At 70.0% G+C, this 13,619-nt stretch carries 13 protein-coding genes; 7 read left to right on the top strand and 6 right to left on the bottom strand.

Features of this window, described 5'->3' with window-relative positions:
• The first annotated feature begins 29 nt into the window (after positions 1-29).
• Positions 30-1,502, top strand: a complete 1,473-nt coding sequence (locus tag FXO23_RS11855; protein ID WP_158883922.1) for an AlkA N-terminal domain-containing protein — start codon at positions 30-32, stop codon at positions 1,500-1,502.
• A gap of 13 nt (positions 1,503-1,515) precedes the next feature.
• Positions 1,516-2,058 (top strand): methylated-DNA--[protein]-cysteine S-methyltransferase, encoded by a 543-nt coding sequence (locus tag FXO23_RS11850; protein WP_158883920.1) that lies wholly within the window; start codon positions 1,516-1,518, stop codon positions 2,056-2,058.
• Positions 2,059-2,087: 29 nt separating this feature from the next.
• Here FXO23_RS11850 and FXO23_RS11845 read toward each other — a convergent pair whose 3' ends face one another.
• Positions 2,088-2,894: a class I SAM-dependent DNA methyltransferase gene (locus tag FXO23_RS11845; protein ID WP_158883918.1), complete on the bottom strand. Its 807-nt coding sequence runs from the start codon at positions 2,892-2,894 to the stop codon at positions 2,088-2,090.
• 205 nt (positions 2,895-3,099) lie between these two features.
• Between FXO23_RS11845 and FXO23_RS11840 the strand changes: the two genes are divergently transcribed.
• From FXO23_RS11840 to FXO23_RS11825, 4 genes are all read left to right on the top strand, one after another.
• On the top strand, positions 3,100-3,363 hold the full coding sequence (locus FXO23_RS11840) for a phosphoribosyl-ATP diphosphatase (RefSeq protein WP_153033031.1): 264 nt from the start codon (positions 3,100-3,102) through the stop codon (positions 3,361-3,363).
• 31 nt (positions 3,364-3,394) lie between these two features.
• Entirely contained in the window at positions 3,395-4,240 is an 846-nt protein-coding gene (gene hisG, locus FXO23_RS11835) for an ATP phosphoribosyltransferase (protein WP_158883916.1), read from the top strand.
• Positions 4,237-5,184, top strand: a complete 948-nt coding sequence (locus FXO23_RS11830; protein ID WP_158883914.1) for an AEC family transporter — start codon at positions 4,237-4,239, stop codon at positions 5,182-5,184. Before hisG ends, FXO23_RS11830 begins: the two co-directional genes overlap by 4 nt.
• Before the next feature lie 122 nt (positions 5,185-5,306).
• On the top strand, positions 5,307-6,305 hold the full coding sequence (locus FXO23_RS11825) for a helix-turn-helix domain-containing protein (RefSeq protein WP_158883912.1): 999 nt from the start codon (positions 5,307-5,309) through the stop codon (positions 6,303-6,305).
• 25 nt (positions 6,306-6,330) lie between these two features.
• Here the strand turns inward: FXO23_RS11825 and FXO23_RS11820 are convergent, their stop codons facing one another.
• From FXO23_RS11820 to FXO23_RS11800, 5 genes are all read right to left on the bottom strand, one after another.
• Positions 6,331-7,878, bottom strand: a complete 1,548-nt coding sequence (locus FXO23_RS11820; protein ID WP_218951963.1) for a MutS-related protein — start codon at positions 7,876-7,878, stop codon at positions 6,331-6,333.
• Positions 7,875-9,413: a MutS-related protein gene (locus FXO23_RS11815; protein WP_158883910.1), complete on the bottom strand. Its 1,539-nt coding sequence runs from the start codon at positions 9,411-9,413 to the stop codon at positions 7,875-7,877. The genes FXO23_RS11820 and FXO23_RS11815 overlap by 4 nt, the downstream gene beginning before the upstream one ends.
• 228 nt (positions 9,414-9,641) lie before the next feature.
• A complete protein-coding gene (locus FXO23_RS11810) occupies positions 9,642-10,577 on the bottom strand; it encodes a ParA family protein (protein ID WP_158883908.1) in 936 nt (311 codons plus the stop codon).
• 73 nt (positions 10,578-10,650) lie between these two features.
• A complete protein-coding gene (locus tag FXO23_RS11805) occupies positions 10,651-11,427 on the bottom strand; it encodes a thioesterase family protein (RefSeq protein WP_158883906.1) in 777 nt (258 codons plus the stop codon).
• 12 nt (positions 11,428-11,439) lie between these two features.
• A complete protein-coding gene (locus FXO23_RS11800; protein ID WP_158883904.1) occupies positions 11,440-12,327 on the bottom strand; it encodes a RecB family exonuclease in 888 nt (295 codons plus the stop codon).
• Positions 12,328-12,456: 129 nt separating this feature from the next.
• Here FXO23_RS11800 and FXO23_RS11795 point away from each other — a divergent pair, with 129 nt between their 5' ends.
• A complete protein-coding gene (locus FXO23_RS11795) occupies positions 12,457-13,617 on the top strand; it encodes a site-2 protease family protein (RefSeq protein ID WP_158883902.1) in 1,161 nt (386 codons plus the stop codon).
• The last annotated feature ends 2 nt before the right edge of the window (positions 13,618-13,619 follow it).

The following is a 13,619-nucleotide window of genomic DNA, read 5'->3' as shown; positions in this document are numbered from 1 at the left end:
CGGCCCGGGGAGTCGGCAGTCTTGGCCGGGTGTACGAAGACGTGGAGCGTTGCCTGCGGGCGGTGCGGGCCAAGGACGCCCGGTTCGACGGCTGGTTCTTCATCGCCGTCCGGACCACCGGGATCTACTGCCGTCCCAGCTGCCCGGTCGTCGCGCCGAAGCCCGAGAACATGCGCTTCTACCCGAGTGCGGCCGCCGCGCAGCAGGCCGGATTCCGCGCCTGCAAACGCTGCCGCCCGGACGCGAGTCCCGGTTCGCCGCAGTGGAACGAGCGGGCCGATCTGGTGGCCAGGGCCATGCGGCTGATCGCGGACGGCGTGGTCGACACCGACGGCGTTCCCGGACTCGCGCGCCGGCTGGGCTACAGCGTCCGGCAGGTCGAGCGGCAGCTCTACGCCGAGCTGGGCGCCGGTCCGCTCGCCATCGCCCGGGCGCAACGCGCGCAGACCGCACGGGTGCTGATCGAGACCACCACGCTGCCGATGGCCGAACTCGCCCTCGCCGCCGGGTTTTCCAGCATCCGGACGTTCAACGACACCGTGCGCGAGGTGTTCGCGCTCTCGCCGACCGAACTGCGCCGTCGCGCCGGGCGCCAGGCCACGCAGACCGCGGGCGCGCTGACCCTGCGCCTGCCGTTCCGGCGGCCGCTGTGCCCGGACAACCTGTTCGGGCATCTGGCGGCGACCGCGGTGCCCGGGGTCGAGGAGTGGCGGGACGGCGCCTACCGCCGGACGCTGCGCCTGCCGCACGGACCGGGTGTGGTGACGCTGCGGCCGGGTGCGGAGTACCTCGGCTGCCAGCTCAGCCTGGCCGATCTGCGCGACCTCGCCCCGGCGATCAGCCGGTGCCGGCGCCTGCTCGACCTGGACGCCGATCCGGCCGCGATCGACGATCTGCTGGCCGCCGACGAGGTGCTCGCACCGCATGTCGCGGCGAACCCCGGCCGCCGCGTGCCGCGCACGGTCGACGCCGCCGAGTTCGCCGTGCGCGCGGTGCTCGGCCAGCAGGTCTCCACCGCCGCCGCCCGGACGCACGCCGCGCGGCTGGTCCTCGCGCACGGCGAACCGGTCGACGACCCGGCGGGCGGGCTGACCCACCTGTTCCCGGAGCCGGCCGCGCTCGCCGAACTGGATCCGGAGGCGCTGGCCATGCCGCGATCCCGGCGCACGACCCTGACCACGCTGATCGCCGCGCTGGCCGACGGCGAACTGGACCTGGGCGCGGGCAGCGACTGGCACCAGGCGCGGGCCCGCCTCGCCGAACTGCCCGGCCTCGGGCCGTGGACGATCGAAACCATCGCCATGCGGGCGCTCGGCGATCCGGACGCGTTCGTCGCCACCGACCTCGGCATCCGCGTCGCCGCCCGCGAACTGGGCCTGCCCACCGGGGCGACCGCGCTCACCGCCCGCGCGGCCGCCTGGCGGCCGTGGCGCGCCTACGCCGTGCAGTACCTGTGGGCCACCGGCGACCACGCCATCAACCACCTGCCCCGAGCGAGCTGAGAGGGACGTCCGAATGTTCAAGATCGATCTGGCGGGGCGGGCGCACACCGTGATGGACAGTCCGGTGGGGCCGCTCACCCTGGTCTCCACCGAAGGCGCGCTCAGCGGGCTGTACATGGAAGAACAGCGGTACCGGCCGCCGGAGGAGACCTTCGGCGCGGCCGATGCCGAGCTGTTCACCGACGCCAAGCGCCAGCTGGACGAGTACTTCGCCGGTCGCCGGACCGAGTTCGACCTGCCGCTGACCCTGCACGGCACCGAGTTCCAGCGCACGGTGTGGACCGCGCTGCTGGAGATCCCGTTCGGTGAAACGGTGTCGTACGGGGAACTGGCCGACCGGCTGGGCAGGCCGACCGCCGCGCGGGCGGTCGGCCTGGCCAACGGGAAGAACCCGATCAGCATCATCGTGCCCTGCCACCGGGTGGTGGGCGCCAACGGCGATCTCACCGGTTACGGCGGCGGGCTGCCCCGGAAGCGTTACCTGCTCGACTTCGAGGGCGGTCGCGACGACCGGGACGGCACGTTGTTCCGAGTCCGGTCACACTCGGCGATCTGACCGGAGCCCGGAACCGCCCGTCCGGGCGATCAGGGAAGGAATTCCTCCGGAATGTCCGCATGCTTGGTGCCCACCAGGGCCACGTAGTGCAGCGGTTCTCCGTTGACATTGCGCCGGTGCTCGTAACGTTCAGAAGTTAGCAGTTCGAGCACATTCTCCTCGCGCAACTTGCGCACGAGGGTCGCGAAACCGGACGTGTCGTCGGGGGAGAGGAATCGATCCTTGATGTTGAACGCGATCCATCCGCCGTTGCTCACGAGATTGAATGCGGCGCGGAACGCGCTCGGTGGAATGTCGGCATAGCCGAGTGCCGCGACACAGCACATGGTGTTGAACTTGAAGCCTTCCAGCTCCGTCTGAATCGATGCGGGAAGGTTCGTCATATCTACGACATAGTAGGCGTCGTAGACATTCGGGCGGTCGCGCAGCGCGGCTTGCTGCGCTTCCGGAATGATGTCCACGCCGACGAGCGTGCTGACGCCGATATTGCGCAGCTGCTCGCCGACCAGGCCGTTTCCGGCGCCGAGATCGAGCACGCGCAGTGACTCGGCCTCGAAGCCGTCCTGCTGCAATTCCTCCTTGAGGACCTTGCCGATCACATCGGGTGACCGGCAGTCGAGAATCCCGTGGAACAACTGCTCGTAGAGCCCCGGAATTCGATAAATCTCGTCGTAGTCGTGAAAACGGATGTCACGCCACTCGCCGTCGACCAGAACCGAGCAGTGCTCGGCGTCCTGATCGAGTCGATCCGAAGGCTGTGGGAGTCTGATGTCCAGAGTGCCCTTGCGGGTCGAGGTTTCGACGAAGTTTCTTCCACGTGACTCCTGGTTGGCCATCTCACTTCTTTCCGTTCTCGGTTGTACCGGGCATCGGAATTACTACCCAAGTGGAATAGATCAGTTCCGTCAACATTCATTGATCCGTTCGGACTATTGCCGGAACTGATCGCTCGGGTGGGTGAGGGCCTGGATGTGACCCGTTCGTCAGCCGCGATGGGGCGGATCAGCGCAGCTCACACGCGGATGGAAGGATCTACAGACCGTGAAGACCTTCGATGAGCTGTTCGCGGAGCTGGCCGAACGCGCGCGTACCCGGCCGGCGGGCTCGGGCACGGTGACCGCCCTGGACGCCGGGGTGCACGCGCAGGGCAAGAAGGTGCTCGAAGAGGCGGGCGAGGTGTGGATCGCCGCCGAGCACGAGTCCGACGACCGGCTGGCCGAGGAGATCTCCCAACTGCTCTACCGGGTGCAGGTGCTCATGCTCGGCCGTGGCCTGTCCACCGAGGATGTCTACCGGTACCTGTGACCCCGGCAGAGACGATCGCGAAGGAGCTGAAGTGCTGCGTGTAGCCGTGCCGAACAAGGGAGCGCTGGCCGGGGCGGCCGCGGAGATGCTCGGTGAGGCCGGTTACCGCCAGCGACATGAGTCGCGCGATCTGACCGTGCTGGACCCGGCGAACGAGGTCGAGTTCTTCTTCCTGCGGCCCAAGGACATCCCGATCTACGTCGGCTCGGGTGAACTGGACCTCGGGATCACCGGCCGCGACCTCGCGCTCGACTCCGGCGCCCCGGTCGAGGAGGCCCTGTCGCTGGGCTTCGGCGGTTCGACGTTCCGCTACGCCGCGCCGGCGGGGCAGGACTGGAACCCCGCCGACCTGCACGGCAAGCGGCTGGCCACGTCGTACCCGCGGCTGGTCCGCGACGACCTTGCCCGCCAGGGCATCGAGGCCGAGGTGATCCGCCTGGACGGCGCGGTGGAGATCTCCATCCAGCTCGGGGTCGCGGACGCGGTCGCCGACGTGGTCGGCTCCGGGCGCACGCTGCGCCAGCACAACCTGGTGGCGTTCGGCGATCCGATCTGCGTGTCCGAGGCGGTGCTCGTGCACCGGGCGGGCAGTGAGATGACCAAGGCGAAGACGCAGCTCACGGCCCGGTTGCGGGGTGTGGTGTTCGCGCAGCAGTACATGATGCTCGACTACGACTGCCCGCGCGAGCTGCTGGACCAGGCGGTCAACGTGACGCCGGGGCTGGAGTCGCCGACCGTGGCGCCGCTGGCCGATCCGGACTGGGTCGCGGTGCGGGCCATGGTGTCGCGCAAGGACGTCAACCGGATCATGGACGAACTCGCCGAGATCGGCGCCAAGGCCGTGCTGGCTTCCGATATTCGGTCCTGCCGTCTTTGAGCGGTGCTCTGTCGGCGTTCGCGCCGATCTGGGTGCTGACCGGCCTCGGCTACCTGCTGAGCCGGTTCGCCGTGCTGGGCGAGCGTGCGGATCAGGTGCTGACCAAGCTCGCGTTCAACGTCGCGATGCCCGCGGTGCTGTTCAGCACCCTGATCGACACGCCGTTCTCGGCGTTGCTGAACCGGGGACTGATCGCGTTCGGTTCGTCCACGGTCCTGGCCGGGCTCGCGGGCGCGCTGCTTTCGCGCTGGGTCTTCCGCCGCAAACTCGCGGAATGGGCGATCAGCGGCACGGCGGCCTGTTACGTCAACGCCGCCAACCTCGGCATCCCGGTGGCGCTGCAGGTGCTGGGCGACTCGTCGTTCATCGTGACCGTGCTGCTGTTCCAGACGCTGTTCATGATGCCCTCGCTGCTCACCCTGCTGGAGTCCGACGCCCGCCGGTCCGGGGTGCCGCGGTGGCGCGCCCTGGTCCTGCTCCCGGTGCGGAACCCGGTGATCGCGGCATCCCTGCTCGGGGTTCTGGTGGGCAGCACCGGGATCCACCTGCCGGACCTGCTGCTGCAGCCCATCCACACGCTCGGCGGCGCCGGGGTGGCGACCGCGTTGCTGGTGCTCGGCATGTCGCTGAACGCGGGCCGGTCGGGGCCCGCCGAGGCCACGCCCGGGCGGCGCTGGGAAACCGCGACCGTGGTCGGCCTGAAGCTCATCGGGCAGCCCGCGATCGCGCTCGCGGTGGGCCTGGCGTTCTCGGTCCCGGGCCCGGCGCTGTTCGCCGCGGTGGTGTGCTCGGCCCTGCCCACCGCGCAGAACGTCTTCATCGCCACCAGCCAGTACGCCATCGACACCCGGTTCGTCCGCGACTGCGTGCTCATCTCGACCCTGCTGTCCATGGCGACCCTGTCCCTGATCGCCTGGCTCCTCGGCGGCGGCGTCCTGCCCTGAGAGCCGAGGTAGCTGACGGGCGCCCAGCCCCGGGGCCGTAGCCGATCTCTGGTGCTGACCGTGTTCACCTGATCGCGGAGTGAGTAGGCTCATAGCCGCACGCACTCCGCGAACGAGGTCCCATGGTCGAGAGCTTCGGAGAGGCGCTGCGCCGACTGCGCGGGTCCGCCGACATTTCCCAGCGCGAACTCGCACGGCGTGCGTACGTTTCCCAGACAACTCTCTCCCGCTACGAGTCCGATCGACAGACTGTCGATCCGTCGACGGCTGACAAGCTCGACGAGCTGCTCGGCGCTGACGGTGCTCTGCGAGCCCTGCTCAACCCGAAGACCGCCTCAACTACGGTGCTCAACCCTGACGACTTCGGCAGGCTCGCTTATGTGGCCGAACGGCCGCGGGCCGTCGACTCGTCGGCGCTTGGCTCACTGGCCGCGGTACTCGCCGAGTCACGACGGATGGAAGACACTCTCGGCGCAAGGGCGGTACTGGAACCGGCGCTCGGCTATTTCCAGCTGCTCGAGTGCCTGGTGGTCGATGCCCGTGGACCGCTACGGCCGTCCGTAGTGAGCCTCGCGGCCCAGTGGGCGCAGTTCGTCGGGTGGCTGCACGCGGCCACCGAGCAGTCGTCGGCCTCCTGCCGGTGGCTGGACCGCGCTACCGAATGGGCATTGGAGGTCAGCGACTCGAGCATGGTCGCCACCACGTTGTCCCTCAAGGGCTACAACGCCTGGAAAGTCGGCCAACTCGGCCCCATGCTCGGCCTCTCCGAAGCCGCGCAGCGCAGCGATCGCGTGAGCCCCGGCCTACGGGCGATGGCAGCACAGCAGGAAGCGCGAGCACACGCCCTGCTCGGCGAGGCCGATGCGACAGATCGGAAGTTGGACGAAGCAACCGATCTAGCAGCATCGATAGTTCCTGAAGACGAACCACCCTGGGTGTACTTTTACGGCCCCGATTTCTTGCAGATGCAGCGCGGCCGGGCGTACCGCTACCTCGGCCGATATCAGGAAGCTGCCAACCTTCTCGCCGCTGGTCTCGACGCGTTGCCACCCGAGCAGCGGGACGCCGAGTGGATCACGAGCTACCGCAACGACCTTGGCGCGGTCCAGTCCGCGCTGTAACCACCAGCGGTGACGGCCACCGGATTCACCACGGAGGCGGCGCCCGGTCTGGCTCGTCGGGACCTTCGTCCTGCGTTGAGCGAACCGGGGCCGTGCCGAAGATCTTGACGTACAGGTCGGCGCCGTGGGCGGTGGGGGTCGGTTCGCCGGGACTGATCCGGAAGGTGCGTTCGCCGTCGTCGCGGCGCGTGGCGCGCAGGAACACGCAGCGCTCCGGAGCCTCGGTGTGCATGCGGCGCGCGAGTTCGTACAGGTGGGTCACGAACACGATCCGCACCCCGGAGTCGGTCAGGGCCCGCACGATCTCCGCCGCGATGTCCGCACCCTCCCGCTCGTTCGTCGACGCGAAGGATTCGTTGCACAGCAAGAGGGAACCAGGCGTGACGTGGTCGGCGATCGTGCTCATCCGGGCCAGTTCCTCGTCGAGTTTGCCGCTGGCCATCGAGGCGTCCTCTTCGCGCTTGTAGTGCGTGAAGACGCCGGTGACGGTCGACGCGGTGAACTGCCGCGCCGCCACGAACATCCCGGCTTGCATCATCAGGTGCGCGATGCCCGCACCGCGCAGGAACGTCGACTTCCCGCCCTGGTTCGGGCCGGTGATCAGCACCAGGCTCCGGCCGTCGGCGTCGAGATCGCTGCCGACGACACCCCGGCGGAGGCGCAGCGCGAGGCAGGGCTCGTGGAGTTCTCGCGCGGACAGCACGTTCCCGCCCGGGGCCCGCGGTTCGGGCCAGCAGGTCGGCACGCCGAGTTCGGAGAGGGTTTCGGCGAGGTTGACGCAGCCGAGGTAGAAGCCGAGTTCGTCGCGCAGGGCGAGGAAGAAGTCGCGGACGTGGTCGGCCGACTGAGCGGTCGCGTTCGCGATGCCGCTGAGGGCGCGGCCGCGGAGCGCGGTCAGCGAGCGATAGTCGCTCTCATCGCGGCCGGTGACCGTGAAGCTGAGGTTGGACCGCTTCAGCGCTCGATGGCCGGGGGACTTGCGGCCCTTCCCGGGTGGCTTGCGCAGCACGAAATCGACGCCCTTGTTGCCGTCCCCGAGCCGCGCGCTCACCACGATGCCGTGCTCGAAACGCAGCTGCTCCAGGACCGCGTCCATGGTCCGCAGGTAGTCGTCGTCCAGTTCGGCGAGGATTTCCCGGAACAACCGGGTGAACGCGCTGGAGGAGAACGTATCGACCTGGCGTTCGGCGATCGCGCGCAACCGGTGCAGGAAGTCGCCGAACACTTCCAGCACGCGCACCGAGCGGTTGAGCAGGGGCGCCGATTGGCCGGTGAACGCGCCCCGCAGGAGTTTCCGTTCGGCGGCGATGGCCTCATCGGCCACCCGGTGCAGTTCGCGGACGGCGCCGGGGTGACGCAGGCAGTCGGCGAGCACCTGTTGGCGGTAGCGGATCTCGGCCGGATCGGTGAGCGGGTCCAGCAGGGCGGCCCGCGCCGCGGAGAGCAAGCCCTCGTCCCCGCGGGCCATGGCCTCGCAGAGGGTGGCGAGCTCGAGGTCGGCGATCAGGTCCGGCGCGTTGACCGGCGGGCGCGGGGTGGAGTCGTCCTCGGCGAACATCAGGTGCGGCTTCATCGGCTGACCCGCGTCCTGAGCTGCTCGTAGGTTAGGCCGTGTTTCCGGGCGATCGCGTGGGCGTAGGCGCGCCCGTCGGCCGGGGCGCGCACCAGTTTGAAGGTACGGGTCGCGGCACCGTCCCCGGCCACCGTGCTGACCATGCTCACGGTCTTTCCGCCCAGGCGGGACAACTCGTCGATGAAGCTCACCCACAGGCACAGCGCGTCGAGCTCGGAGAGGACGCCGAGGATCGTCTCGCTCAGCGCGCGGGCGTCCCGCAACGTCGTCGAGGTGAAGATCTCGTTGAGGATGATGACGCTGTCCGGCGTGGCGCGGTCCAGGATCGCGCGCATCCGGCGCAGTTCCTCTTCCAGCTTTCCGGCGAGGGTGTCGAGGTTCTCCTCGCGCTCGTAGTGGGTGAGGATCCGGTCCGGCAGGTACACGCGCACCTCGCGGCCCGGAACGGGACAACCCAGCGCGGCCAGGTGGTGCAACTGGCCGAAGGTGCGGGCAAGCGTCGTCTTGCCGCCCTGGTTGGGGCCGGACACGAGCAGGATCCGTTCGCTGCCGGTGAGGTGGACGTCGTTGACCACGGTCGGCTCGCCGCGCGCGGTCAGCGACGCGGCCAGGGCGAGATCGAACGCCTCGCGCGCGGCGAACTCCTTCGCGGTCTCCGACACCGACGGGTAGCAGGTGGGCAGCCCGGCCGCCCGCAACGGCGCGAGGAAGTCCAGGTAACCGAGGCAGAACCGCAGTTCCCGGTCCAGGCGGACGAGGTCTTCGGCGACGAAGTCGCGGTGCTCGTCGTGGAACGCGGCGACAGCGGCGAACACGTCGGGATGCAACCGCGCCACGAGATCCAGCACGCTCGCCTCGACCTTGTCCAAGCCCAGATCCGCGGGCGGATCCTTGCGGTAGTCCCGCGCCGCCGCCTGGTGGAACCGCGCGAACGTCGCCAGCACCCGCGCGCTGTAGTCGTCGCCGTCCGGGTCGTGCGGCGCGATCGTGATCGTGTCTTCGTGGAGCAGCATGTCGTAGCGGACCGCGTCGAGCCGGTCGCGCAACCGCCGCGCCCGTTCGCACAGCGACCGGAACTCCGCCGAACGCGTGTGCTCGCCGAGATCGTCGCGCACCGCGCACAGGCCGGGGGAGGAGAGGGCGGCTTCGCCGAGGCCCTCGGCGAACGCGGTGACCGTTTCGGTGTGGGCGAGCACGATGTCGAGGAACCAGCGTTGCCGCTGCGGCGGATGGGTCATCCGGCCCAGGATTTCCAGCCGCCGCCGCATCGCGCGCATCGAACCAGTGAACCGCTCGACGACCGCGCGCACCCCGGTGTCCTCGAGATCGCGGAAGACCTGCTGGCGGAACGCGACCAGTCCGGCGTCGCGCAGCGGGTGGCGGAAGTACGGCGCCAGCGGGCAGTCGGCGTTCGCCCGGACGATCGCCTGCTCGATCTGGTCGAGGTTCAGATCGCGGAAGTGCTCTGGTTCGGCCGTCGACTCCAGACCTGCCGGAGGGCCAGGGGAACCGAACAGGATGCTGCGGATGGCCACGCGCTCAGACCATACCGACTGAATCCGGCACAGATGTACCAATATGGGTGGTTACTTAGGGATTCGTCAAGTTCACACTTGGTGAGCTCAAGGGCCGATCAGGAATCGGTCAAGTCCGAAAGGGCCCACGCGGGAGGCGACGGCTGCATCAAGGTGTCCAGCGCGCCATTGCTGACCATCAACGGGCTTTCGGTGCAGACCTGGGCGGGATCAAGATCCGCCGGTGAATCAACGGGACGGACGAGGCCGCTTCGGCAGGAGGTCGTAGAGTTTCTTCCGGGCGCCGTTGTCGTTGGTGTTGCGGGCTTCGGCGACCTCGGTGATGAAGTCCTCGAACACGAACTCGTGCTCGGCCGGCACCACGGGCGACTCGGGGCGCTGTTCGGCGTAGGTGTCCAGAGCCTGCGCGATCTCCCGGAACGACACGGCTTGGATGGTCTCCGGCGCGAAACTGGTGACCGGCACGCCGTGCGCGGCGGCCTCGTTCATCACCACCCCGAGCGGGATGTGCGACAGGACCGGGATGCCGAAACCGTGCAGTTCGTTCAGCGCGGCCGTCGCGTAGTGCGACATCGGTCGCCGGTACAGCCCGGGGACCAGTCCGAAGTACGGGATCGGCGCCCGGTTCACGGTCTGCTCGACGAACCGGATCTGGTCGCGCAGCAGCCGCAGCGCCCGGATGCTCGTGCGGTCCGGCTGCACCGGGACCAGGATCCCGCTGCTCGCCGCGAGCGCGTTGTTCGTGAGCACGTCCAGCGCGGGCGGGCAGTCGATCACGATGTGGTCGTAGTTGGCGAACTGCACCACGCGCGCGAGCTGCCAGCCGGGCACGCGGAACTGGTCGAGCCGGCGGATGAGGTCGAACATCCCGGGCGAAGTCGGGATGACGTCGAAGGCGCCGCCGCGCCCGATGTTGCACCGGGGATGCGGGACGACGAGTTCCTCGATCGGCCCCTTCCACATCTTGGTCAGCGCCTTGGCCAGGCTGGGCGCCTGCGGCGGTGCCTCGGGCAACCCGAGCATCTCCGTGGTCGCGTGCCCCTGCGGGTCCAGGTCGATCAGCAGCACCCGGCGCCCGCGCTCGGCCAGGGCGGCCGCCGCGCCGACGCTGAGTGAGGTCTTACCGACCCCGCCTTTCTGGTTGACCACCGAGGTGATCTGCATACCACCGGGCTCCCGGGTTGTGTGGTTGCGAGCAGGCTAGTGGATTCCGCGGCCGAAGCGGGGGACCTTGCGGCTAACGCGGCCGGACGAGCAACGCCTGCGCCCCAGTGGCGAGCTGGCCGCCGAGGTCGTGCAGCTTGCTGGTGGCGGTGCCCACCCCGTTCGGCCCGATCACGGTGACCGCGTCCAGCCCGATCCACTCGCCCTCCGGCTCACGCAGCAGGTGGACGGTCAGCTCGGCGTTGATGAACCACCAGTCGCGCGGATCCAGCAGGCCGGACACGCCGCTGCCGGAGTCCGCCACCGCGAAGAGGCGTTGCAGCGGGCTGGGCTTCTCCCCGTCGACCAGGGCGACGCGCTGCCGTGCCCAGACCGCCGCCGCGCCGACCTCGCCGAACCCGCCGGTGATCGGACGCCATTCCATCGCGTCGAGGTAGCCACCGAGCCAGTTCTCCGGCCGGGGCCCGACGGGGAACCCCTCGGGCGAGGGCAGCGGTGGCGCGGTTCCCGTGGCCACCGTGCTGGTGTCCGAAGCGGCGAACCGCCAGGCCTGCGCCCTGGCCACCGCGCGTTCCCCGGCGACGAGTTCGGCGGTGAGGAGTTCGACCGAGCGGCCCGGCCGGTCCAGCCGGGACCGCACGGACAGCTCGGTCAGCGGGGCCGGGCCGAGGATCTCCACGGTGACCCGGCCGAGCTGGGTTTCCCGCGCCGCCGGGATCTCCTCCAGCGCGCGGACGAGCAGCGCCGAAGGCGGACCGAAGTGCTGGGCGTCCGCGGTCCACGGCCCGGCCGTGTGCTCGGTGGGCTGGAACCGCCCCTCGCCCAAGGGAAGGTAGAACGCTTCAGGCAATGCTGCTCTCCATCAGTCCGCGCGATCCAACGCCGTTTCCTCGCCCGGATCCGGCTCCGGCCACCCCGGATACTCGGGTGGGGTACCGCCGAACGAGGGACAGCGTGACTGATGGTCGCACCACCCGCAAAGCTTGCTCGGATTGGGCCGGAAGTCGCCGGTCTTGCCCGCTTTGAGGATCGCCTGCCAGATGGCCTCCAGGGTGCGTTCGAACCGCCGCAGTTCGGCCTCGTCCGGGGTGTAGGCCAGCGACTGGCCGTCGGTGAGGTACATCAGTTTGAGCTGGCGCGGGACGACACCCCGCAGCCGCCACAGCACCACCGCGTAGAACTTCATCTGGAACATGGCCTTGGCCTCGCCGATCTCGCGCGGCGCGGTGCCGGTCTTGTAGTCGACCACGCGGATCTCGCCGGTCGGCGCCACGTCCAGCCGGTCGACGTAACCGCGCAGCCGCACCCCGGAGTCCAGTTCGATTTCCACGTGCAGTTCGCACGCTTCGGGTTCGAGCCGCCGCGGATCCTCGAGTTCGAAGTAGCTGTCCAGCAGTTTCGAGGCGCTGCCGAGCCATTCGCCCACCTCGTCGGCGTTGTCCTCGGCGAACAAGTCCGTCCACTCCGGACGTTCGGCGGACAGCTCCGACCAGGCGGGTTCGAGCAGTTCCTTGGCCCGGTCCGGCACCCGGTCCGCCTGCGGCAACGCGAACAGCTTCTCCAGGACCGCGTGCACCAGGGTGCCGCGCAGCTGGGCCTTCGTCGGCGCCTCCGGCAGCCGGTCGACCGCGCGGAACCGGTAGAGCAGCGGGCACTGCTTGAAGTCGCTGGCCCGCGACGGCGACAACGCCGGTCTGCGCACCGTGGCGGGCGGACCGTCGGCTGGACTCACTGTCGCTGTCTCAGGCATGGCCCGAGACTATTGCAGCCCACCGACAGTCCCGCCGAACGGCACGCGCGGGCGGGCTGTCCGGCGAATCACCCGCACGGGGAGACCAGATCACCCGCGTCCCACACCGGACGTTCTACCCTTTTCCGCATGGCCGCGACCAGTGAACACAGGCCGAGCCGACCCCGGCGCGCGATCGCCGTGGACGGCGGCCTCCTGCTGTTCCGGGTCGACGGCGTCCCGGTGCTGCTCGCCCCGTCCTGGTGGATCGGCTCGCTCGCGGTCGTGGTGCTGTACGCGCCCCTCGTCGGGCGCCTGCTGCCGGGCGCGAGCATGGTGACGTCCTGGGTGCTCGCCGCGGCGTTCGCCGTGCTGCTCGGCCTGTCCGTGCTCGCCCACGAACTCGGGCACTGCGTGGTGGCGCTGCGACTGGGCATCCCGGTCCGCAGGCTGCGGTTGTTTCTGCTCGGCGGCCTGTCCGAGGTCGCCCGCACGCCGCGCCGGCCCGGGCAGGAGGGCCTGGTCGCCGCGGCGGGGCCGATCGTTTCGGTGCTGCTCGCCGCGTTCTGCGGGCTGCTCCTGTTCGCGGTGCCGTCCGGCGGCGCGGCCTGGCTGCTGGTCGCCGAATGCGCGGTGGCGAACCTCGCCGTGGGCTTGTTCAACCTGCTGCCCGGGCTGCCGCTGGACGGCGGCCGGATGCTCCGGGCGGGCGTCTGGGCGCTCACCGGCGCCCGTGCGAAGGGCACCAAGGCCGCGGTGTTCGGCGGCGGCGCGGTCGCGGTCGGGCTGCTGGTCTGGGCGTTGTGGGGATTGGCCGAGGGCAGCGAGGACCGCTGGCTCCGGCTCGGGGTGTGCGTGGTGACCGCCTGGTTCGTCGCACTGGGCGCGAGCGGCGAACTGGCCGCCGAGAGCCGCCGTAGCTGGCCGACCGGGTTGTCGGTCACCGAACTGGTCCGGCCCGTGCTCCAGCTTCCCGCGGAGAGCCCGGTTTCGGACGCGCTGGCCGCTTCGGCGGGGCGCGGGGTGGTCCTCGTGCGCGCGGACGGCGTCGCCGCCGGTCTGCTCGACGAGACGGCCGCCGAACGGCTCGCCGCCGCGAGCCCGCACTCGCCGGCCGAACTCGCGGCCGAGCCGATCCGCGCGGAAACCGTGCTGCTCGCGTCCGAACCGGGGGAGGAGATCGCCGAGCGGGTCCGGGAAACGCCCGCCTGGCAGTTCCTGGTGGTGGACGACGAAGGCCGCCCGGCCGGGGTGCTGCGCCGGGAAGACCTGCGCGCGGCGATGGCGTCCCGGCCCAAGTGGGAGTCCTGAGC

It is taken from the genome of Amycolatopsis anabasis (assembly GCF_009765355.1).
GTDB classification, from domain to species: Bacteria; Actinomycetota; Actinomycetes; order Mycobacteriales; family Pseudonocardiaceae; genus Amycolatopsis; species Amycolatopsis anabasis.
This window is presented reverse-complemented; position numbering and strand designations above follow the sequence as displayed.

Excerpts from the sequence above, each read along its gene's own strand:
- FXO23_RS11850 (WP_158883920.1), top strand. The coding sequence starts at position 1,516 with ATGTTCAAGATCGATCTGGCGGGGCGGGCGCACACCGTGATGGACAGT.
- FXO23_RS11845 (WP_158883918.1), bottom strand. The coding sequence starts at position 2,894 with ATGGCCAACCAGGAGTCACGTGGAAGAAACTTCGTCGAAACCTCGACC.
- FXO23_RS11825 (WP_158883912.1), top strand. The coding sequence starts at position 5,307 with ATGGTCGAGAGCTTCGGAGAGGCGCTGCGCCGACTGCGCGGGTCCGCC.
- FXO23_RS11820 (WP_218951963.1), bottom strand. The coding sequence starts at position 7,878 with ATGAAGCCGCACCTGATGTTCGCCGAGGACGACTCCACCCCGCGCCCG.
- FXO23_RS11810 (WP_158883908.1), bottom strand. The coding sequence starts at position 10,577 with ATGCAGATCACCTCGGTGGTCAACCAGAAAGGCGGGGTCGGTAAGACC.
- FXO23_RS11800 (WP_158883904.1), bottom strand. The coding sequence starts at position 12,327 with ATGCCTGAGACAGCGACAGTGAGTCCAGCCGACGGTCCGCCCGCCACG.
- FXO23_RS11795 (WP_158883902.1), top strand. The coding sequence starts at position 12,457 with ATGGCCGCGACCAGTGAACACAGGCCGAGCCGACCCCGGCGCGCGATC.